The following is a 19,786-nucleotide window of genomic DNA, read 5'->3' as shown; positions in this document are numbered from 1 at the left end:
CGACGGCCCGGCTCGCCGGCAACGCAGGGCGGAGGTGCGCCATGCACGACCGGACACCGGAACGGGGTGGCAACCCGCTGCGGCGAAAGGCCGACCGCACCCGCGGCCGTCTGCACGCTGCCTTCGCCGTGGCCTGCCTGATCGCCGTGATCTGCGGTGTCGTCGTGGGACGGAACGCCTGGACCGAGGCCGGGCGCGCCGCCGAGGAGGTCGCACGCCACCGGCACTCCGTAGCGGCCGTCACGGTCGGCGAGACCACCTACCGGGCCGGCGACCGACCGGGACAGCGGACCATCACCGTCGCCCCCGCCGACTGGCAGTATCCGCCGGGCCGCGCGCACGCCGGCACCGTCCCCGTACCGGCGAACGCACGCAAGGGGGACAGCGTGCGCGTGTGGGTCGACGACCACGGCAGCGTCGCCTCGGCGCCCCGCGGCACGGCCGGGATCGCGCTGGAGGCATTCGGTCTGGGCACGGTGGCGTTCACCGCAACCCTGCTGGTGTCGGGTTTCCTCGTCCGTATCGGTCTGCGGACCGTCGACGCACGCAGTGCCCGGGCGTGGGAAGCCGAGTGGGAGGACGTCGAACCCGTCTGGACCGGCCGCCTGCGCCCCGATCAGGGAGCGGACGATGACTGACCGGGTGGCCGGCCCGGCACTCGGGCGGGACGTCACCCCGGATCCCCTTGAGCCCCTACCCCTGCTCCGCCGTGAACTGCACACGGGGCCGCTGGGACTGTCGAGCCGGGAGGCCGCCCGCCGGCTGGCGGTCTACGGCCCGAACGAGGTCCGTCGCACCGCGCAGCCGAGCGTCCTGCGGGAACTCCTGCGGCAGCTGGTCCACCCCCTGGCCCTGCTGCTGTGGGCGGCAGCGGCCCTCGCCTTCATCGCCGCCATCGACGTGCTCGGCTGGGCGATCATCGCGGTCGTCCTCGTCAACGCGGGCTTCGCCCTCGTCCAGGAGCAGCAGGCCGAGAAGGCCGTCGAGACCCTGGCGCAATACCTGCCGGCGCAGGCCCAGGTGATCCGCGACGGCCGGCCACAGCACGTCCCCGCCCGCGATCTCGTTCCCGGTGACCTCATCGTCCTCGGGGAGGGCGACCGGATACCCGCGGACGCCCGCCTGACCGAGGGCGGCATCGAAGCCGACCTGTCCATGCTGACCGGCGAATCCACTCCCGTCGAGCGTGTGGCCGGCCCCGGTCTGCAGGCGGCTCCGCTGCTGCAGGAGCCGAACCTCGTCTTCAGCGGCACCAGCGCCACGGAGGGAGGGGCACAGGCGATCGTCTTCGCCACCGGTGACCACACGGAGCTCGGTCGGATCGCCGCCCTCAGCCAGCGCACCCGCCGCGACCCGAGCCCGCTGGAGAAGCAGGTCAAGAAGGTCGCCTGGCTCATCGCCGCGGTCGCCGTCGCCATGAGCGCGGTGTTCCTCGTGACCGGCGTGGCGGTGGGGCTGCCGGTGACCGACTCGCTGATGTTCGCGATCGGCCTGCTCGTGGCCAACGTGCCCGAGGGGCTGCTGCCCACCATCACCCTGGCCCTCGCCGTCGGCGTCCGGGTCCTGGCCCGCCAAGGCGCGGTGATCAAGCGGCTGAGCGCCGTGGAGACCCTGGGGTCCACCAACGTCATCTGCACCGACAAGACCGGCACCCTCACGCGGAACGAGATGCGCCTCCACGGGTTCTGGACGCCCGGGCACCTCACGGAAACCGGGCCCTGGAGTGCCGAGCTCATCGGCGCGGCGGCCCTGTGCACCACCGTGACCCGCGAGACCGATGGCCGGCTGCACGGAGACCCGACCGAGATCGCGCTGGTGGAGGGGGCCGCACAGCACGCCGTTCCGCCGGACCTGGCCGACCGGGACGCCGGACGGCGCGCCTGCTTCCGCTTCGACCCGCGCCTGCGCCTGATGTCGGTGGTCCAGGCGGCGGACCACGGCCGCCTCCGCGTCATCGTCAAGGGCGCCCCGGAAGCCGTCCTGTCACTGCTCGCGGGCGGAGAGCCGGCCCGGCAGCCACAGGACGCCGCCGACGCGCTGGCCGCGGAGGGCATGCGGGTGCTCGCCGTCGCCGTCCGGGACCTGCCGGCCGGTGCCGCCGTACCGGCGCGGCGGCAGCAGGCCGAGCGGGACCTGCGCCTGCTCGGCCTGGTCGGCCTCTACGATCCGCCGCGTCCGGAAGTGGCGGCTGCGGTCCTGCGGTGCCACGAGGCGGGCCTCACCGTGCACATCGTCACCGGGGACAGCGGCGCCACGGCAGCCGCGATCGCCCGCGCCGTGGGCATCGGCGAGCCGGAGCTGCGGGTGATCGCCCAGTCCGAGACGGTCGATGACCACCACCTCGACCACATCCTCCGGCAGGGCGGTACCGAGATCGTCTTCGCGCGTTCCTCGCCCGAGACCAAGCTGAAGGTGGCCGACGCCCTGCGGAGCCACGGCCAGATCGTCGCCATGACCGGCGACGGGGTGAACGACGCCCCCGCCCTGCACCGCGCCCACATCGGCGTGGCCATGGGGCGCTCGGGCACGGACGTGGCCCGCGAGGCGTCGACCATGATCCTGACGGACGACAATTTCGCCACCATCGTCACGGCGGTCGAATCCGGCCGTCGGGTCTACGACAACGTCCGCAAGTTCATCGTCTACATCTTCGCCCACCTCACCCCCGAAGTCGTTCCCTTCCTCGTGTTCGCCCTCTCCGGCGGGGCCGTCCCGCTGCCGTTGACCGTGCTCCAGATCCTCGCCATCGACCTCGGCACCGAGACCCTCCCCGCGCTCGCCCTCGGCCGTGAACGTGCCGAACCCGGCGTCATGAACCGTCCGCCCCGCCCCAGTACCCAAGGCGTGATCAACAAGGACATGCTGGTCCGCAGCTGGGGCTGGCTCGGCACGGTCTCCGCCGTCCTCGTCATGGCCGCGTTCTTCTACGTCCTGTGGCGTGCGGGCTGGCACCCCGGCGACCCGACCGGGCCGGGCGCCCCGCTCCACCACGCCTACCTCACCGCGACCACCGCCACCTTCGCCGGCATCGTCACCTGCCAGGTCGGCACCGCCATCGCCGCCCGGACCGACCACGCGGCCCTGCGGGACATCGGCCTCTTCACCAACCCCCTGCTGCTCGCCGGCATCGCGTTCGAACTCGCCTTCACCGCGGCGCTCGTCTACGCGCCCCCGCTCCAGCACCTGTTCGGCACCGCGGCCCTGCCGCTGGACGTCGTCCTCCTCATCGCGGCCTTCCCGCCGCTGGTCTGGGGGACGGACGAGATCCGCCGCTGGGCCCGCCGCCGGCACTCGTGATCCCGAGGGAGACGATGGCATGCAGGACGCGGGAGCCCGGCCGTGAGCGGGCCGTCACCGGATGTCCAGAACCTCCGTCACCGGCCTGCGCGGCGTCGTGGGTCCCTGGGGGCCGTAGCCGAGGCGGATGACCATCTGTACGTGGCCCGTGGCCTCGGCCGGGTCGCGGACCGTCCACCGCAGCTCCTGCCACTCCAGGGGTTGTGAGGTCATGGAGGTGGCGAGGCCGTCGGAGGTGGCCTGGAGGAGGACGCGTTCCAGCGCCTGGCCGGCGCGCAGCCAGTCGGCCCGGGTGTCCGCGGCGGTGCCGAGCAATGCCAGCTGAGGCCGCTTCTCGAAGACGGCCCAGCCGCGGTCCGGCAGGTGCCGGGAGCGGCCGAAGTCGCGTACGGGGGAGGACCCGCCGGAACTCCTTGGGCCGAATGCGGCGGCCGGGATGCCGTCGCCGCGTGGGTCGGTCCCGTCGCGTACGGGCGCGGTCCAGGCGGCGGTCTCGGCCCGTACCAGCGGATCGATCTCCTCCCGGTGTTCGGCGTCCCGGACCAGTCCGAGCACGGTCTCCACGTGCCAGTCGCCCGGAACCACCAGCCGGCAGCCCTCCAGGCGGGCCGCGGCCTTCAGGCCGTCCAGCAGCGCCTCGGGGACGGGCTCGTCACTGAACGGGTCGCGGCTGGTGTGCCGGCGCCCGAGGGCGTCGTGCAGGGCCGCCAGCTCGTGTTCGTCCGTGGCAGGTTCGCCGATGGTCGCGGTGGCGAGCAGCCACGGCTCGGAGTCTTCGGGCAGGAGACGCACCCGCACCGGGTACCGGTGCCAGGCAGCGGAGACGCGCAGGTTGAACAGTGCTGCGGCGCAGCCGAGGTGGAGGGCCCGGTGATCCGGATCGGTCCGGGTCAGGGCGCGATCCGGGTCGCCGTGCAGTTCGATGACGTTGCCCGCCGAGCGGAACACGAACTTCCACGGCTGGGCGTTGTGCATGGAGGGAGCGCTGACGGCATCGCCGACGAGCCGGGTGACATCAGCGGGGTCCAGGTGTGGTGCGGTCACGGGACTGGTCCTGTCTGTGCGTCCTCAGTCGTGTGCCACGACAGCGACCGGGGAGGTGGCATGGTGCATCACCGCATGGGTGAGGGGGCCGATGTGGGCGCCGAGTGCCGAGCGCCGGACACGCCGGCCGACGACGAACGGGCGGGAACGCCGGTGGGCCTCTTCGCAGGAGAAAGCGAACAACCGGTCGCAGTTGCAGCGGAGATCCACCCCGCGCACCACCGGTCCGTAGGGTTTCGCTCGGCCGGCCGAAGCGTCGCCCCGGTTCTCGGTCGCCCGTACGAGGACGACGGGAGTCTTGGTCCTGGGGATGGCGTCTGAGCCGGTGGAGCCGACGAAGAACCCGTCGATCCGGCGGCTGCCGCCGCGCAGTTCGGCCTCCTCGGCCGCCCAGTCGGCACAGGCGAGGTCCGCGCCCGAACCGTCCTGCCCCACGGTGATTCGGTTGGACATGGTGTTCCTCCTCGGTTCCCGGATCCCGCTGAAGTCAGGCTCTGATGTCCGCCGGGGGACCGGTAGGGCCGATCAGTCCGGCCGTTCGGCCCCCGTCACACGCTGTCGGCGGCGACCGGGGCGCAGGTCAGTCTGTTGTCGACGTCCACGACCCCGTCGACGCTCTGGCAGAGCCGGACGACCACGGGCAGCAGCTCGGGCCGGGGCACCGTGCCGCTGAGCGTCACCGACCCGTCCTCCACGTCGACGGTGACCGAGGAAGGCGCGATGCCGAGGATGCGGGTGAGGACGTCCTCGACGATCTCCTCGGAGATGGCGTGGTCCGGGCGGAGGAACAGCCGGATCAGATCGCTTCGGCTGATCACACCGATCACCCGGCCGCCGGCGTCGACGACCGGCAGCCGCTTGACCCCGTGCCGCTGCATCACCCGGGCCGCACGGACCACACTCCACTCCGGGCGGGCCGTGACGGCCGGGCTCGTCATGAGGTCTTCGGCCGTCGGCACACCGCCGACCGTGCGCCGACGGAGCAGGTCGGCTTCCGAGACGACACCGACCGGGTGCCCGGTCCCGTCCACGACGGGCACGGCCGTGATGTCGAATTCCTGCAGAAGCCGGGCGATTTCCTTGAACGCCGTGGCGGGGCGGACGGTGACGGCGGTGGGCGTCATCAGGTCGGCGACCCTGCGGTGCCTCATGGCGGCCTTCCTCTCAGCCGGATACCGGGACGGTGAAGTCGGCCTCGACCCCCACGACGCCCGGTACCGTCCCGGCGGCGCGGACCACGACGTCCTCCAGCCCGGGATCCGACAGCGATCCGTGCAGGTGGGCGATCCCGTCGGAGACGTGCACATGTACTTCGGCGGAGCCGCGCGGGATCAGTTGACGCATGATCAGGTCGCGGACCTCGGCGCCGATGTCCGCGTCCGGGCGCAGGTACACCTTCAGCAGGTCGCCGCGGCTGACGACGCCGACCAGGCAGCCCTCGCCGTCGACCACGGGCAGGCGCTTGAGATGGTTGCGCGCCATCAGGCGCGCCGCACCCGGGATGGTGGCGTCCCTCGTGACCGTCACCGCCGGGCGGGTCATCAGCTGCCCCGCGGTGGTCGCGCGGTCCGGGTCGGTGCCCTGTGCCTTGATCAGGAGGTCGGCCTCGGAGACGACGCCCGCCACGTGTCCGTCCTCGGACAGGACGGGGAGGGCGCTGAGGTTCCACATCCGCAGCGCCTCAACGATGTCCTTGAACACGGTGTCGCGATCGACGGAGATCACGGCATGGGTCATGACGTCGTCGACTGTGCGCATGTGCTTCATGACGTTCCTTTGTGAACGGTCCGCGGACGGTGCGGACTCAGCCGTGGGCGATGACGGCCACCGGCGCTGCCGCGTGGTGCAGTACCGCGTGGACGACCGGGCCCAGATGTACTCCAAGGGGTGAGCGGCGCAGCCGGCGACCCACCACGATCAGTCCCGCTCCGTGGGAGGCGTGGACGAGCCGCTCCCCTGCGGATCCCATGAACACGTCCGAGGTGACCTCCACTTCCGGAAACTTGTGCCGCCAGGGCAACAGCATGTCGTCGGCCATGTGCGCCACGCTTCTGCCGATGTCCCGCTCGTTCTCCGGGTCGAAGAAGGGGACGTACGCGTAGGCGGCCGGCATCTTCCAGCCGTGCACGGCCCGCAACGGGCATCCACGTCGTTCCGCCTCTTCGAAGGCGAAGGCGAGCACCCGGTCCCCGGCCTCGTGGATGTCGACGCCGACGACCACCTCGGCACCGGCACCGGCGCCCGGGTCGTCCGGGTCGTCCGGGTCGTCGGCGAGGCGGACGAGCACGACGGGGGTGTCGGTCGCGACCACGGTGGACATCGCCACCGAGCCGATGAGGAACCCGACCACACCGCCCAGGGCACGCGAGCCCAGGACGAGCAAGGAGGCGTCCGCGGCCTCGGCGGCCAACGCGGCTGCCGGACGGCCCGTCGGGCAGCGGGTGGTGATCTCCAGGTGCGGATGCCGCCGGTGCAGCTCCTGTGCCGCCTCGGCCAGGACCTGGTCCGCCCAGCGGTCCACGTCCTGTCTGCCGATGCCGGGGAGTACCGGGTCCAGGGGCCAGTCGACGGCGTGGACGAGCCGCAGCGGAACCCGCCGCAGGACGGCTTCCCGGGCGGCCCATCGGGCCGCCGCCCGGCTCTCGGGGGAGCCGTCGACGCCGGCCGTCACATGGTTCTTCATGATGACGAGCTCCTTGGTCGCGGTGGCGCCGGCCTCACCACGGCATGGCGTGACGGGCGTGCCCGGCATGGTGGACCGCCATGTCGTCGGATCCGGCCGTGACGCGCGATGCGACGGCCACGACGCCGTCGAGGCGTTCGATGAGGCCGAGCAGTACGGACAACTGACTCCGGCGCTGCACGGTGCCGTCCAGGGTGACGATGCCGTCCACGACATGCGTCTCGACGTCGCCGTCCGGTACGCCCGCGACATCCCTCAGCACCTCGTGAACGCGTCGGCGTATCTCGGCGTCCGGACGCAGGAACATGCGCAGCAGGTCCCGCCGGGTGACGATGCCGACGAGGCGGTCCTCCACGTCCACGACGGGCAGCCGTTCGATGCCGCGGCGTGTCATCAGGCGGGCCGCGTCGGCCGCCGTCTCCTCGGCATGGGCGGTGATCGCCGGCGCGGACATGAGATCCCCTGCCGTGGGAGACGCCGTCGATGTCCCGCTGCCCGGACCGGGTGGACCGGCCGGGGACCTGCCGGCCAGCAGGTCGGTCTGCGAGACGACACCCACCACCCGGTCCTCCTCGTCCAGGACGGGGACTCCGGAGATGTCGTACTGGGCGAGGAGCTTCGCCACGTCCTTGAAAGCGGTGTCCGGGCCCACGGAGACGACCTCGTCGGTCATCAGGTCCGCCACCGTGATCTGTTTCATGAGGCCCTCCTGCTGTTCCGGGTCGTGCGCGGCCGGTGCCCTGTGCGGGCTGTGTGCCCTTCACCCTCCGCCGGAGCGGAGGGAGGAATCGAGGGCCGAACGGTCCCGTCCCGGGACCGGAAGGACCAGCCGGTCCCGGGCGGTACGGGCCGATCCGGAGTGATGGGGCCCTTTGGCCCCGGCAGCGGTCCCGGGCGGCCCTCCTGCCAGGGCATCACGGATGCCAGCGTGGGTGGTGTCCCCCATCGGCCTCTCGGTTGGGAGTAACCGTGGAAAGCACCATCCGTACCCCGGACACCAGCTCGGTCACCGTCGGCGTGGACGGCTCGGAGCCGGCGCGCCGCGCCGCTCTGTGGGCCGCCGGCGAGGCCGTACGCCGGGGCCGCCCCCTGCACATCGTCTACGGTGCCGACACCGACGGCAGGGCCCTGTACGTGGCGGCGGAGACCATCGAGAAGGTCCGTGCCGCGGGCCGGGAGCTCCTGGACGACACGGCGAAGGCTGTGGCCGCCGAGTATCCCGGTCTGCATGTGACCACGGAGTTCAGCCGCACGGACGCCGTCACCACCCTGCACCGGGCCGGCGGTCTGTACGGCACGATCGTCGTCGGCAACCGCGGCCTGGGCGGCTTCAACTCCCTCATGCTCGGCTCCGTCGGCCTCGACACGGCAGCCGGTGCCAGGACCCCGGTCATCGTGGTCCGCGGCATTGAGGATGAGGATACGGAGGAACGGGGCACCGTCCTCGCGGCCGTCCGTGACGAGCACGACCTCGTGTGCGCCCGGTACGCCGCCCGGGAAGCGGAGCTGAGAAAGGCGTCCCTGCGGCTGCTGCACGTCTGGAACGTCTTCCAGTCCGTGGGCAACGTGGCGCCCATGCTCGACGACGTCGACGAGATCGCCGGCCGGCACGCTTCGGCCCTGCAGGCCGTCACGGAGACCATCCACGACGAGTTCCCCGACCTGACCGTCGAAAGCCGTGCGGAGAAGAGCGTCTCGGTGGCCGGAGTGCTCGTCGAGGCGTCCCGTCACGCCGACCTGCTCGTCATGGGCGGTCGCCGAGCCCCCACGCCCCTCGGACTCGGCCGCAACCTGGGCGGTGCCACCCACGGGGTACTGCACCACGCCCACTGCCCCGTGCTCCTCATCCCCCGTACGGGGACCGATTCCGGGAGCCGGTCATGACCGGGCACGGGGAAGCCGCACACGACATCCTCGTGGGCATCGACCCGGTCCGGGAGTGGCACCTTCCCCTGGCCTGGGCCGCTGACGAGGCATACCGGCGCCGGCTCCCGCTGCGCCTGGTGCTGGCCGTGCCACCCCCGCGCGACACCCACCATGTGGACCACACAACCCGGCAGACCGCCCTGCGACGAGCCGGCGCGGAGCGTATCGAGCAGGCCCGGGACTGGGCCCACGGACGCCATCCCGAGCTGGCCGTCGTCGGCGATGTGCGGGAGGGTTTCCCCGCCCCCGTTCTCGCCGGCGCGGCACGGCACGCCCGGATGGTCGTGCTCGGCTCCCGGCACCTGGGCCGGGTGGCGGAAGTCTTCAGCGCCGGATCGCTGGTGGTTCCGGTGACCGCGCAGGCCGCCTGCCCGGTCGTCGTCGTGGGCGACGCCGACCACATCACCCAGCAGCCGCCGTACTTCGTCGTCGGCATCGACGGAAGTGCCGCCTCGGCCACGGCCCTCGCGTTCGCCTTCGACGAGGCCGATCTGCGCGGCGCGGCCGTACGTGCCGTCTCCGTGTGGCAGCCCCCCGTTCTCCCGCTCCACGGCCGGGAAGCCGCCCTGCAGGCTCAGCGAGCCCTGCTGGCCGAGACCACCGCGGGACTGTCGGAGAAGTACCCGGACGTGCACCTCACCCACGAGGTGCCGGTCGGCCACCCGGTCGAGGAGCTGGCCCGTGCCGCCGAGCACGCGCTCGCCGTCGTCGTGGGCCGTCGCGGCCGGGGCGGCTACACCGGCATGCGCGTCGGCTCCACCGTGCACGGTCTGCTGCACCGGGCACACTGCCCGGTCATCACCGTCCCGAACGGATGAAGGCCGACATGACCAGCCCCACGACCGACGCACCGGCCGTCCGTGTCCCGGACCCTCCCGGGCTCACACAGGCCGAGGCCGAACGCCGGCTGGTCAGCCACGGCCGCAACGAGGTGTCCCCACCTCGGCCGACGCCCCTGTACAGCCGAGTGCTGGCACAGCTGCGCGATCCGCTGATCATGGTGTTGCTGGGCGCCGCACTGCTGACCCTCGCGATCGGGGATCACCCGGACGCCGTTGTCATCGGACTGGTGATCGTCTTCAACACCACGGTGGGGGTCGCCCAGGAGGTCCGGGCGGACCGCGCCGTCGCCGCGCTCTCCGCCCTCTCGGCCCCGCACGCCCGGGTGCTGCGCGACGGAGCCGCGCACGAGGTCGCCGCGGCGCTCGTGGTGCCCGGGGACACCCTGCTGCTGGGCGAGGGCGACATCGTCGCCGCGGACGCCGACCTCACCGAGGCCACCGCGCTCCTGCTGGACGAGTCCATGCTCACCGGCGAGTCCGAACCCGTCGACAAGGCCGCGGGCGAGACGGTGTCCGCCGGCACCATCGTCGTACGCGGCCGGGCCACCGTCACCACCACGGCCACCGGCCCGGCGAGCGCCCTCGGCCGCATCGCCGCCCTGCTCGACGGCGACCGCGAGCCGACCCCGCTCCAGCGGCGGCTCGCCTCCCTCGGCCGCGTCCTGGCTGCCGTCACCATCGCCCTGTGCCTGCTGTTCTTCGCTCTGGGCCTGCTGCGCGGCCTTCCCCTGAGCACGATGGCCGTCACCGCCATCAGCCTGGCCGTCGCCGCGGTACCCGAGTCACTGCCGGCCGTGGTCACCCTCGCCCTCGCCCTCGGCGCCCACCGGATGGCAGCCCGCGGCGCACTCGTCCGGCGGCTGCCCGCCGTCGAGACGTTGGGCTCGGTGAGCGTGCTGGCCACCGACAAGACCGGCACCCTCACCGAGGGCCGCATGGTCGTCCAACACCTCTGGACGCCCTCCGGAGCCGCCGACGTGTCCGGCAGCGGCTACGCGCCGCACGGCGAGCTGACCCGCGCGGGACGCCCACTGACGCCCGAAGAGCTCCGCCCGCTCCGGGAGCTGCTCACCACAGCTGCCCTGTGCAACGACGCCAGCCTCAAGCCACCGGGGGCCGGATCGGACACCTGGGCGGCCGTGGGCGATCCCATGGAGGCCGCGCTGCTGGCAGCCGCTGCCAAGGCCGGCTGCCCTGACCCGGCCGAGCTGCACCGGGCCTGCCCCCGGATCGCGGAAGCCCCGTTCGACAGCCTGCGCAAGCGCATGACCACCCTGCACCACCTTCCCGACGGGAACGTGCTGGTCTGTCTCAAGGGAGCCCCCGAGGCCGTCCTCACCCCCACGGTGCTGGCCGAGCCGCCCGAACGGCTGGACCGGGCCCGTGAGCAGGCGGCCTCGCTGGCCGCGGAAGGCTTCCGCGTCCTGGCCGTGGCAGGCATCGAGCGGCTCCAGTGGAACCTGCCGGCCGCCGAGGCCGAGCAGGGGCTGCACCTGCTCGGCCTGATCGCCATCAGCGACCCGCCGAAAGCCGCCGCCGCGGCGACCCTTGCGGCATGCCGGGACGCGGGCATCACCTCGGTCCTGATCACCGGCGACCACCCCGCGACGGCACATGCCATCGCCGCGCGCACCGGCCTCGTCCAGGACGGGAAGAGCGGTGAGGTCGTCACCGGCCCCGAACTGGCCGCCGCGCCGGACACCGACCTGACTGCCGTCCGCGTCTTCGCCCGGACCGACCCGCAGCAGAAGCTGGACATTGTCCACGCCTGGCGGGCCCACGGCGCCGTCACCGCCATGACCGGCGACGGAGTCAACGACGGACCCGCCCTGCGCCAGGCCGACATCGGCGTCGCCATGGGCGCCCGCGGTACCGAAGTGGCCCGGCAGGCCGCCGACCTCGTCCTCACCGACGACGAGCTCGGCACTGTCGTGACCGCCGTCGAGGAAGGCCGGCGGGTCTACGACAACATCCGGCGTTTCCTCGTCTACGCCATGGCCGGCGGAGCCGCCGAGATCCTCGTGATGCTGATCGGTCCGCTGCTGGGCCTGGCCCTGCCGCTGCGCGCGGGGCAGATCCTGTGGATCAACCTCCTCACCCACGGCCTGACCGGCATGGCCATGGGCGCGGAGCCCGTCGCACCCGAGGCCATGCGGCGCCCGCCCCGGCCGCCGGACCAGCACATCCTTGCCGCAGGCGTGTGGCAGCGCCTCCTCGTCCTGGCCGCTGCCGTCACGGCGGTCAGCCTGCTCGCCGGCCTCGCCGCCCGGGCCATGGACCTGCCGTGGCAGAGCGTGCTCTTCCTGGCCCTGCTCGGAGCCCAGCTGGGCGTGGCCCTGGGACTCCGGGCCCGACTGCTGACCAGGGCGAACATCTTCCTTCCGGCTTCCGTGGCCGGATCCGCGGCGTTGGCGATGGCCGCCCTGCACGTCCCCGCCCTGCAGTCACTGCTGGACACCGAGCCAGTGGGCTGGACCGGTGTCTGGCTCGCTTCGGCAGCCGCCCTCGCAGCATTCGCTGCCGCCCGCCTCCTGCGGGCCGCCTTCCGTAGAAGGGCACGATCATGAACGCGTACGCACCTGAACACGGACCCGGTATCCACGCCGAGGTCGGCGACCAGATCGTGGTGGGCGGCCCCACCGTCGGCAGGCCCGGCCGGGACGGCGAAGTCATCGCCCTCCATCACCCGGACGGAACCCCTCCGTACGACGTCCGCTGGTCCGACACCGGTCGTACGTCCGTGTTCTTCCCGGGCCCGGACGCCCACGTCCGGCACCTGCACGACGGAGCGGTGGCACGGCCCGCCGGCAGAATCAGCAGGACGGAGCAGTAGCTCCCGGCTGAGCGGGACGGCCCCTCCGGCGGGCGCTACGGTGGACGCGTGGTCCTCTCACCGTCGCCGTCGGCCGGAGGTGGGGCATGAGTGCCGGAAGCCGGTCTGCCGCGAGCGGTGTGCCGCGGCTGCGGCTGGACGAGCTGCTCGACGAGCTCCAGGTGCGGATCGACGAGGTCAGGGGCACCCGGGACCGCGTCAACGGCCTCCTGGAGGCCGTCATGTCGGTCGGCCGCGAGCTGGACCTGCCCCAGGTGCTGCGCGGCATCGTCGAGGCCGCGGTCGTCCTCGTGGACGCCGAGTACGGCGCACTCGGCGTGATCGGCGACGACGAGAAGCTCGCCGAGTTCCTGCCCGTCGGCATCAGCGACGAGCTCCGCGCCCGGATCGGCGACCTGCCCTCCGGCCACGGCATCCTCGGCGAACTGATCCGCCACCCCGAACCCCTGCGCCTGTCGGAGCTGTCCGAACACCACGCGTCCTACGGCTTCCCGCCGCACCACCCGCCGATGCACTCCTTCCTCGGTGTCCCCATCCGGGTCCGCGAGGAGGTCTTCGGCAACCTCTACCTCACGGAGAAGCGCGGCGGAATCGACTTCGACGCCGAGGACGAGGCGGTCCTGTCCACCCTCGCGGTCGCCGCCGGCATCGCCATCGAGAATGCCCGCCTGTTCGAGGACGTGCGCCTGCGCGAGCGGTGGCTCGCCGCGAATTCCGAGATCACCAGCGCCCTGCTGTCCGGAGCACCCGAGGACGAGGTGCTCGCGGGCATGCTGGAGCGGGCCAAGGACATGACCGGCGCCGACATGGGCGTGTTCTACCTTCTGGGGTCCGAGGGGGAGCTGTGCGGGTCCCTGGCCGCGGGCGAGGGAGCCGAAGCCCATCGCGGGATCGTCCTGCCCAGTACCCGGGGCACCCTGGCGGAAGCGGCACTGGCCAGGAACGGTCTGATCACGGTCAAGGACGTGGAGACCGACAGCCGCGTTGCCGTGCAACCGGAAAGGTGGCGGGGCTTCGGCCCGGCCGTCGCCGTCACGGTCGGCACGAAGGAGAAACTCAGCGGCGTCCTGATCCTGGCCCGGCGCCGCGGGCGCCCCGGCTTCGCCTCCCCGGAGGTCGCCGCGCTCCCCGCCTTCGCCGGCCAGGCCGCCCTCGCCCTGGAACTGGCCGGCCGCCGCCGCGACGCCGAGCAGATGAGCATCCTGGAGGACCACGACCGCATCGCCCGCGACCTCCACGACCTCGCCATCCAGCGCCTCTTCGCCACCGGCATGACCCTCCAGAGCGCCCAGCGCTTCGCAGAGCACCCCGAAGTGTCCGAACGGCTCTCCCGTGCGGTCGACGACCTGGACGCCACCATCAAGATCATCCGGTCCACCATCTTCGGCCTCCGCGAGCACGAGGCCCCCGCCACGGGCTCCAAGCTCCGCTCCCGCGCCGTCCAGACCCTGGACGAGGCGACAGCCGCCCTCGGCTTCGCCCCCGCTCTGCGCATGGAAGGGCTGATCGACACCGACGTGCCTCCGGGCGTGGCCGACGACGCCCTCGCCGTACTCGCCGAGGCCCTCAGCAACGTCGCCCGGCACGCAAGGGCCACCCGCGCGGAGGTCGCCATCGTCGCGGCGGACGGCGCGCTGACCCTCACGGTCACCGACGACGGAGCCGGCATGGCCGAGGGCGGCCGGCGCAGCGGACTGCGCAACCTGGCCGAGCGCGCCGCGAAGCTCGGTGGCCGGATGACGGCCGGTGCGCGGGGCGATGGGGTGCGCGGCACTCGTCTGGAGTGGGAGGTGCCGCTGTCCCCGCCGACGCTGTGACCGGCGCTGCCTCCCCACGAGGCCGCGTGCCGGCCGGTCGGGCGGCTACGTGCCGGTCGGTGGGGTGGCTACAGGAAGCTGCCGCTGCCGTAGGGCGCGTACAGGTCCAGCAGCCGGATCCGGGTGGACTGCAGGCGGTGGGCGAGGACCTGCCCGACCCAGTGGCCGACGGCAGAGCCGAAGACGGGGTCGGCGTCCATGAGCTGCCGCACGCGCGCCGCGTCGAACTCGTAGGCGCGTACGGGGGTCATCGCTTCGGCGCCCAGGCGCCAGGCGTAGGGCTTGAAAAGCCAGGAGCAGCCGACGAGCTGGCCGGCGCCGAGGCTCTCGACCACGGCGGCGCGCCGGCCGGGCACGTGGACGTCCAGGGTGACGGTGCCGGACCGGACGATCCAGAACCGGTCGGCGTGGCCGCCCTCGCGGAAGAGACGGGTCCCCTCGGTGAAGTTCACCTCGCGGGCCATCTCCATCAGGCGGGTCCGGCAGTCCGCGGGCAGTGCCGTGGCGATCCGGGTGGGGGACTGGGTGTTCATGGACGGCCTCCTGATTCGAGTCCGTCCCCAGTCTGGGCGGGCCGGAACGTGCACGGCATGGGCCCTGTGGTCCCTGCCCGGGCCCGAACGGCCCATGCCCGAGTTCGTTCACGGCGGGACCCTGGCGGGTGGACGGCCTCTTCAGGGCCGCCGGTCCCGTTGAACCACATCGCGGGCGCCCGAGTCCGGCTAGCCTGCCGAACCGAAGGGGCCGAGGATGCACAGCAGTCAACCGCCAGGGGGAGCCGGGGCCCACGCCGCGCCCGAGGTGCCGGGGCGGCGGGTGGAACTGGCCGCCGAGGAGGCGTGGGAACTGCTCGGCAGCGTGAGGGTGGGGCGCATCGTCTTCACCCGGCACGCGCTGCCCGCCGTATGTCCGGTCGATCACCTTCTCGACGCCGGCGACATCATCATCCGGCCCGACGAGGGAGCGACCCGGACAGCGCTGACCGGGGTGGAGGAAGGCGCGGGCGTGGTCGTCGCGTACGAGGCCGACACCATCGATCCCGAGACGCACGCCGGCTGGAGCGTGGTGGCCACCGGCTACGCCACGGTGGTCACCGATCCCGACGAGCTGGAACGCTACGCACATCTCCTCCGGCCCCGGGGCGACGGCACGTCCTCGGGAGCCATCCGGATCACGCCCGGCCTGGTCACCGGCTTCCGGCTGTCCTGAGACGGCCGCACCGTGGTCACCGATCCGCCCGCGTGCTTGACGCCCGTGCGGGACCGGGCCCGGCACGATGGAGCGGCAACCGCCCGCAGCGAGGTCCGGAGGTGCCATGCCGAAGCACGGACGGAACGCTGTGGTCCCGCCCGCCTTCCGTGGCTATCGGCCCGATCGGCTGCGCGGTGACGTCCTGGCGGGGATCACGGTCGCCGCCTACCTGGTGCCGCAGGTGATGGCCTATGCGGGTGTGGCCGGCCTGCCGCCGGTCGTCGGACTGTGGGCGGTGCTGCCGGCCATGGTGCTGTACGCCGTGAGCGGCTCCTCGCGGCTGCTGTCGGTCGGCCCGGAGTCGACCACCGCCCTGATGACAGCCGTGGCCGTCGGCCCGCTCGCGGCCGGCGATCCCGCACGGTACGCGGGGCTCGCCGCCGCCCTCGCCGTCGCCGTCGGCCTGCTGTGCCTGGTGGCGTGGGCCGTCCGGCTGGGCTTCCTCGCCGACCTCCTCTCCCGGCCCGTGCTCGTCGGCTACCTGGCCGGAGTCGCCGCCATCATGATCGTGGACCAGCTGCCCCGGCTCACGGGGACCGAGGGCGGTGGATCGGGGTTCTTCCCCCAGCTGCTCTCGTTCCTCCGGCAGCTGCCCGAGGTCCACGGGCCCACGGCCGCCCTGTCCGCCGGATGCCTGGTCCTGCTGTTCACCCTGCCCCTGCTGTGGCGGGCCCTCCCCGGGCCGCTCATCGTCCTCGTGCTGTCCACGGCGGTGGTGGCGGTCCTCGCCCTCGACGAGGCCCCGGGCATCGACGTCATCGGTGCCGTCCCGACCGGCCTGCCCGGCTTCGACCCGCCCCGTCCGGCCGACCTGGCCCACCTGGTCCTGCCGGCCCTCGGTGTCCTCCTCGTGGGCTACACCGATGTCGTCCTGACCGCCCGCGCGTTCGCCCGCGCCGACGACCCGTACCCGCTGGACGCCAACCGTGAGCTGCTGGCCCTCGGCGCGGCCAACCTCGGTGCCGGAGTCCTGCAGGGGTTCCCGGTCAGCAGCAGTGCCAGCCGCACCGCCCTCGCCGACTCGGCCGGAGCACGCACGCAGGCCTATTCCCTGGTCGGCGCCGGGTGCGTGGCCGCCGTCCTGCTCTTCCTCGGCCCGCTGCTGGCCCTGACCCCCACCGCGGCCCTCGGCGCGATCGTCGTCTACGCGGCGGTGCGTCTGGTGGAGGTGGGAGAGTTCCGCCGCCTCGCGGACTTCCGGCGCCGCGAACTGCTGCTCGCCCTCGGGTGCACCGCCGGCGTCCTCGCCCTCGGCATCCTGTACGGCGTCCTCGTTGCGGTGGCCCTCTCGGTCCTGGAACTCCTCGCCCGCGTCGCCCGACCGCACGACGCGGTCCTCGGCACGGTCGCGGGTCTGGCCGGCATGCACGACGTCGACGACTACCCGGAAGCACGGACCGTTCCCGGCCTGCTCGTCTACCGCTACGACTCCCCGCTGTTCTTCGCCAACGCCGAGGACTTCCGCCGCCGCGCCCTGGCAGCCGTCGAGGCACAGGACGAACCCGTCCACTGGTTCGTCCTCAACGCCGAAGCCAACGTGGAGGTCGACATCACCGCCCTCGACGCCGTCGAGGCCCTGCGCTCCGAACTCGTACGGAAGGGTCTTGTCTTCGCCCTCGCCCGCGTGAAGCAGGACCTCCGCGACCCCCTCGACGCCTACGGTCTGACGGCCGCCGTCGGTCCGGAACACATCTACCCCACTCTCCCCACCGCAGTCGCGGCGTACCGCGCCTGGCAGCGCACGGCAGAAGACGACGGCGGGGACGGCTGACGGGCGGGTGGGGACCGACCGGCCCATGCGGGGAGGCCGGCCGTGGGCCACGCTGGCGGTGTCGGGGAGGGAACGGAGGGCACGTTCCCGCCGGACCGCGGACGATGCGGCGACGGAGCCGCTTGAGGAGCGATGACGCCATGACCACCAGCAGTGGACCCGGACCCGGGCATCCTCCCCTCCACGAGTCCGCCGGTCGGGACTCGGGGAGCCGGACCGATCTCGGGCGTCGGCTCGCGGCCCGCCGAACCGCCGCAGGGATGAGCCGCGAGGAGCTGGGGGAGCGCTGCGGTGCCGACGCGGACTACATCGCCTGGCTGGAGGACCATGTCGCCCTCCCGGCGATCGGGACACTCGTACGTATCGCCGATGCGCTCGGCACCACCGTTGAGGCCCTGACGGGTGGGGGACCCGATCACGATCCCCCCGGGGCGACGCCCGGACCGCCCGGGACCCGGCCGGTCACCCTGGACGATGACGAGTGCCGGAGGCTGCTGGGTGTCCGTGGTATCGGACGGGTGGCCGTCTTCACCTCCGAAGGTCCGGCCATCCACCCCGTGAACTACCTGGTCGTCGCCGGAGACGTCGCCTTCCGCACGGAGGCCGGCACGGTGCTGGCACGGGCCGCGGGTACCGAGGCCGCCTTCGAGGTGGAGCGGATCGACGAGGTGGCGGAACGGGCGTGGAGCGTGCTGGCCGTGGGGGTGCTGGAGGAAGCGGCCGACCCCGACGGACTGGAGCGCCTGGCCGACGCGGCCCACTCCACGCCCTGGGCGGGCGGCGAGCGTACCCACTGGATGAAGCTCACCCCGGTCCGGCTCACGGGCCGCCGGGTGAAGTCCCACCCCTGATGCGGCCCGCATCCGTCTCCACCAGGTCCGCGAGCAACCGTCCGCGCACTTCTTCCGAGAGCCGGGACAGCCGCTCCGAGACCTTCGGGGCCGGAGCCAGCGGGGCGCGGATGCGCCTGGCCTCCCGCGGCACGGCGGCGAGGTCGGTCCGGAAGCGGGAGCGCGCGGCGGTGAGGGAGTCCGGCGGGCCGGTCCTGCGGCCGTTCCTCATCACCACTCCCAGCAGGGCGCCGGCGCCCGGCGGAGGGTTCTCGTCGCGGAGGGCGATGACGTCCGTCTGCCCGGGCCGCCGGTACACCTGCTTGGGTGCCGGGGCGGTGACCTTCGCCGATGACAGCTTCATGACCGGCCGGCCGTCGTAGGCCACCAGTTTGTACGCGGCGTCCAGGTACGGCGCGTCCGCGGCGACTCCCACGCGGGTGCCGACCGCGAAGACGTCGACCGGAGCCGCCGAGCGGATGAGGTCGTCGATCGCGTACTCGTCCAGGCCACCGCTGGCGATGATCCTCACCTCCGGCAGACCCGCGGCGTCCAGCCGGGCGCGGGAGCGGCGCGCGAGCTCCCCCAGATCACCGCTGTCCAGGCGGATCGCGCAGCCCGGTCCGCGTCGCAGGTCGCCCAGGACCCGGGCGGCGGTCGCCACCCCCCGGTCGGTGTCGTAGGTGTCGACGAGGAGGGTGACCGGGCCGGGATGGGTGCGTGCGAAGGCCCGGAACGCCTCCTCCTCGGAGGGGAAGGTTTCGATGTACGAGTGCGCCATGGTGCCGGAAGCGGCCAGGCCCAGCCGGACCGCGGCGTCGACGTTGCTCGTGCCGGCGAAACCGACGAGGCTCCCGAGCCGGGCGGCCTGGAAGCCGGCCTGCGGCCCGTGGTTGCGGCGCAGCGAGAAGTCGACCACCGGCCGGCCCCGGGCCGCCAGGACGCAGCGCGCCGCCTTGGAGGCGACGGCCGTCTGGTGGCAGAGCAGGCTGAGCAGGTACGTCTCGACGAGCTGGGCCTGGGGGAGGGGCGCCGTCACTTCCAGCAGCGGTTCACCGGCGAAGACCAGCCGCCCCTCGGGGACCGCCCGCACCTCGCCCTCGAACCGCAGGCCGATGAGGGGCGCCAGGTCGGCGGGCGGCCGGTGCAGGGCTTCGGCGAACACGTGGGAGTCGTCGGCCGTCACCTCGAACCGGGCCAGATAGTCGAGGGCGGGCTCCAGGCCGGCGGCGACGAGGAAGCCCCGTGCCGGCGGCAGGTCCCTTACGAAGAGGCTGAAGGTCGCCTCCGCGTCCTTGCCTTCGTTCAGGTACGACATCGCCATCGTGATCTCGTACAGATCCGTCGTGGTCACCTCGGACATGCCTCCAGCGTGCGCCTGGGGCCGCCGGGTGCGCTGGGCCGAACGGCCCTCTCACTGCCCCGACAGGCCCAAGCGGACCGGACGGCGGCAGGACGACAGTGGAGGCGGAAACCCGCCCGAAGGCGCCCG

18 protein-coding genes are annotated in these 19,786 nt (G+C 73.0%); 10 read left to right on the top strand and 8 right to left on the bottom strand.

Annotated features, from left to right (window positions below):
* Positions 1–41 precede the first annotated feature (41 nt).
* Together DEJ50_RS03580 and DEJ50_RS03575 are read left to right on the top strand one after the other, a co-directional pair.
* Complete coding sequence (locus DEJ50_RS03580; protein ID WP_150205936.1) at positions 42–638, top strand: hypothetical protein; 597 nt, start codon at positions 42–44, stop codon at positions 636–638.
* Positions 631–3,297 carry a cation-translocating P-type ATPase gene (locus DEJ50_RS03575; protein WP_150205935.1) on the top strand — a complete coding sequence of 889 codons (2,667 nt, stop codon included), beginning with the start codon at positions 631–633 and terminating at the stop codon, positions 3,295–3,297. The genes DEJ50_RS03580 and DEJ50_RS03575 overlap by 8 nt, the downstream gene beginning before the upstream one ends.
* A 54-nt stretch (positions 3,298–3,351) precedes the next feature.
* On the opposite strand, the gene DEJ50_RS03570 is transcribed toward DEJ50_RS03575, so the two are convergent.
* From DEJ50_RS03570 to DEJ50_RS03545, 6 genes are all read right to left on the bottom strand, one after another.
* Entirely contained in the window at positions 3,352–4,341 is a 990-nt protein-coding gene (locus DEJ50_RS03570; RefSeq protein ID WP_223837572.1) for an Acg family FMN-binding oxidoreductase, read from the bottom strand.
* Positions 4,342–4,365: 24 nt separating this feature from the next.
* Positions 4,366–4,794 (bottom strand): hypothetical protein, encoded by a 429-nt coding sequence (locus DEJ50_RS03565; protein WP_150205934.1) that lies wholly within the window; start codon positions 4,792–4,794, stop codon positions 4,366–4,368.
* A gap of 95 nt (positions 4,795–4,889) precedes the next feature.
* Positions 4,890–5,492 (bottom strand): CBS domain-containing protein, encoded by a 603-nt coding sequence (locus DEJ50_RS03560; protein WP_150205933.1) that lies wholly within the window; start codon positions 5,490–5,492, stop codon positions 4,890–4,892.
* Positions 5,493–5,505: 13 nt separating this feature from the next.
* Positions 5,506–6,099: a CBS domain-containing protein gene (locus DEJ50_RS03555; RefSeq protein ID WP_223837571.1), complete on the bottom strand. Its 594-nt coding sequence runs from the start codon at positions 6,097–6,099 to the stop codon at positions 5,506–5,508.
* Between the two features lie 46 nt (positions 6,100–6,145).
* The gene (locus DEJ50_RS03550) at positions 6,146–7,024 is read right to left on the bottom strand and encodes a universal stress protein (RefSeq protein ID WP_190344250.1); all 879 of its coding nucleotides are present in this window, start codon (positions 7,022–7,024) and stop codon (positions 6,146–6,148) included.
* Positions 7,025–7,058: 34 nt separating this feature from the next.
* Positions 7,059–7,724 carry a CBS domain-containing protein gene (locus DEJ50_RS03545; protein ID WP_223837570.1) on the bottom strand — a complete coding sequence of 222 codons (666 nt, stop codon included), beginning with the start codon at positions 7,722–7,724 and terminating at the stop codon, positions 7,059–7,061.
* Between the two features lie 269 nt (positions 7,725–7,993).
* Between DEJ50_RS03545 and DEJ50_RS03540 the strand changes: the two genes are divergently transcribed.
* From DEJ50_RS03540 to DEJ50_RS03520, 5 genes are all read left to right on the top strand, one after another.
* Positions 7,994–8,908: a universal stress protein gene (locus DEJ50_RS03540; RefSeq protein ID WP_150205931.1), complete on the top strand. Its 915-nt coding sequence runs from the start codon at positions 7,994–7,996 to the stop codon at positions 8,906–8,908.
* Entirely contained in the window at positions 8,905–9,768 is an 864-nt protein-coding gene (locus DEJ50_RS03535; protein WP_150205930.1) for a universal stress protein, read from the top strand. The genes DEJ50_RS03540 and DEJ50_RS03535 overlap by 4 nt, the downstream gene beginning before the upstream one ends.
* 8 nt (positions 9,769–9,776) lie before the next feature.
* Positions 9,777–12,359, top strand: coding sequence for a cation-translocating P-type ATPase (locus tag DEJ50_RS03530; protein WP_190344248.1), 2,583 nt, complete (start codon positions 9,777–9,779; stop codon positions 12,357–12,359).
* A complete protein-coding gene (locus DEJ50_RS03525) occupies positions 12,356–12,625 on the top strand; it encodes a DUF1918 domain-containing protein (protein WP_190344246.1) in 270 nt (89 codons plus the stop codon). The genes DEJ50_RS03530 and DEJ50_RS03525 overlap by 4 nt, the downstream gene beginning before the upstream one ends.
* A gap of 86 nt (positions 12,626–12,711) precedes the next feature.
* Positions 12,712–14,442 (top strand): GAF domain-containing sensor histidine kinase, encoded by a 1,731-nt coding sequence (locus DEJ50_RS03520; RefSeq protein WP_150205929.1) that lies wholly within the window; start codon positions 12,712–12,714, stop codon positions 14,440–14,442.
* A gap of 68 nt (positions 14,443–14,510) precedes the next feature.
* On the opposite strand, the gene DEJ50_RS03515 is transcribed toward DEJ50_RS03520, so the two are convergent.
* Positions 14,511–14,975, bottom strand: coding sequence for a Crp/Fnr family transcriptional regulator (locus tag DEJ50_RS03515; protein WP_150205928.1), 465 nt, complete (start codon positions 14,973–14,975; stop codon positions 14,511–14,513).
* 217 nt (positions 14,976–15,192) lie between these two features.
* Between DEJ50_RS03515 and DEJ50_RS03510 the strand changes: the two genes are divergently transcribed.
* From DEJ50_RS03510 to DEJ50_RS03500, 3 genes are all read left to right on the top strand, one after another.
* Positions 15,193–15,651, top strand: coding sequence for a pyridoxamine 5'-phosphate oxidase family protein (locus DEJ50_RS03510; protein ID WP_150205927.1), 459 nt, complete (start codon positions 15,193–15,195; stop codon positions 15,649–15,651).
* A gap of 106 nt (positions 15,652–15,757) precedes the next feature.
* Positions 15,758–17,464, top strand: coding sequence for a SulP family inorganic anion transporter (locus DEJ50_RS03505; protein WP_150205926.1), 1,707 nt, complete (start codon positions 15,758–15,760; stop codon positions 17,462–17,464).
* 140 nt (positions 17,465–17,604) lie between these two features.
* Positions 17,605–18,315: a helix-turn-helix domain-containing protein gene (locus tag DEJ50_RS03500; protein ID WP_150205925.1), complete on the top strand. Its 711-nt coding sequence runs from the start codon at positions 17,605–17,607 to the stop codon at positions 18,313–18,315.
* Here the strand turns inward: DEJ50_RS03500 and DEJ50_RS03495 are convergent.
* Positions 18,284–19,657, bottom strand: coding sequence for a nicotinate phosphoribosyltransferase (locus tag DEJ50_RS03495; protein WP_150205924.1), 1,374 nt, complete (start codon positions 19,655–19,657; stop codon positions 18,284–18,286). The genes DEJ50_RS03500 and DEJ50_RS03495 overlap by 32 nt on opposite strands.
* Positions 19,658–19,786: the final 129 nt, after the last annotated feature.

Origin of the sequence: Streptomyces venezuelae, assembly GCF_008642295.1 — a bacterium.
Lineage (GTDB): Bacteria > Actinomycetota > Actinomycetes > Streptomycetales > Streptomycetaceae > Streptomyces > Streptomyces venezuelae_C.
Note: the sequence above shows the minus strand (reverse complement) of the source record. Positions and strands in the feature narration are given on the sequence as shown.

Bases quoted from the DNA above. Each gene is read 5' to 3' on its own strand.
- DEJ50_RS03580 (WP_150205936.1), top strand. From the start codon at position 42: ATGCACGACCGGACACCGGAACGGGGTGGCAACCCGCTGCGGCGAAAG.
- DEJ50_RS03575 (WP_150205935.1), top strand. From the start codon at position 631: ATGACTGACCGGGTGGCCGGCCCGGCACTCGGGCGGGACGTCACCCCG.
- DEJ50_RS03565 (WP_150205934.1), bottom strand. From the start codon at position 4,794: ATGTCCAACCGAATCACCGTGGGGCAGGACGGTTCGGGCGCGGACCTC.
- DEJ50_RS03560 (WP_150205933.1), bottom strand. From the start codon at position 5,492: ATGAGGCACCGCAGGGTCGCCGACCTGATGACGCCCACCGCCGTCACC.
- DEJ50_RS03555 (WP_223837571.1), bottom strand. From the start codon at position 6,099: ATGCGCACAGTCGACGACGTCATGACCCATGCCGTGATCTCCGTCGAT.
- DEJ50_RS03550 (WP_190344250.1), bottom strand. From the start codon at position 7,024: ATGAAGAACCATGTGACGGCCGGCGTCGACGGCTCCCCCGAGAGCCGG.
- DEJ50_RS03545 (WP_223837570.1), bottom strand. From the start codon at position 7,724: ATGAAACAGATCACGGTGGCGGACCTGATGACCGACGAGGTCGTCTCC.
- DEJ50_RS03535 (WP_150205930.1), top strand. From the start codon at position 8,905: ATGACCGGGCACGGGGAAGCCGCACACGACATCCTCGTGGGCATCGAC.
- DEJ50_RS03530 (WP_190344248.1), top strand. From the start codon at position 9,777: ATGACCAGCCCCACGACCGACGCACCGGCCGTCCGTGTCCCGGACCCT.
- DEJ50_RS03525 (WP_190344246.1), top strand. From the start codon at position 12,356: ATGAACGCGTACGCACCTGAACACGGACCCGGTATCCACGCCGAGGTC.
- DEJ50_RS03520 (WP_150205929.1), top strand. From the start codon at position 12,712: ATGAGTGCCGGAAGCCGGTCTGCCGCGAGCGGTGTGCCGCGGCTGCGG.
- DEJ50_RS03515 (WP_150205928.1), bottom strand. From the start codon at position 14,975: ATGAACACCCAGTCCCCCACCCGGATCGCCACGGCACTGCCCGCGGAC.
- DEJ50_RS03510 (WP_150205927.1), top strand. From the start codon at position 15,193: ATGCACAGCAGTCAACCGCCAGGGGGAGCCGGGGCCCACGCCGCGCCC.
- DEJ50_RS03505 (WP_150205926.1), top strand. From the start codon at position 15,758: ATGCCGAAGCACGGACGGAACGCTGTGGTCCCGCCCGCCTTCCGTGGC.
- DEJ50_RS03500 (WP_150205925.1), top strand. From the start codon at position 17,605: ATGACCACCAGCAGTGGACCCGGACCCGGGCATCCTCCCCTCCACGAG.
- DEJ50_RS03495 (WP_150205924.1), bottom strand. From the start codon at position 19,657: ATGTCCGAGGTGACCACGACGGATCTGTACGAGATCACGATGGCGATG.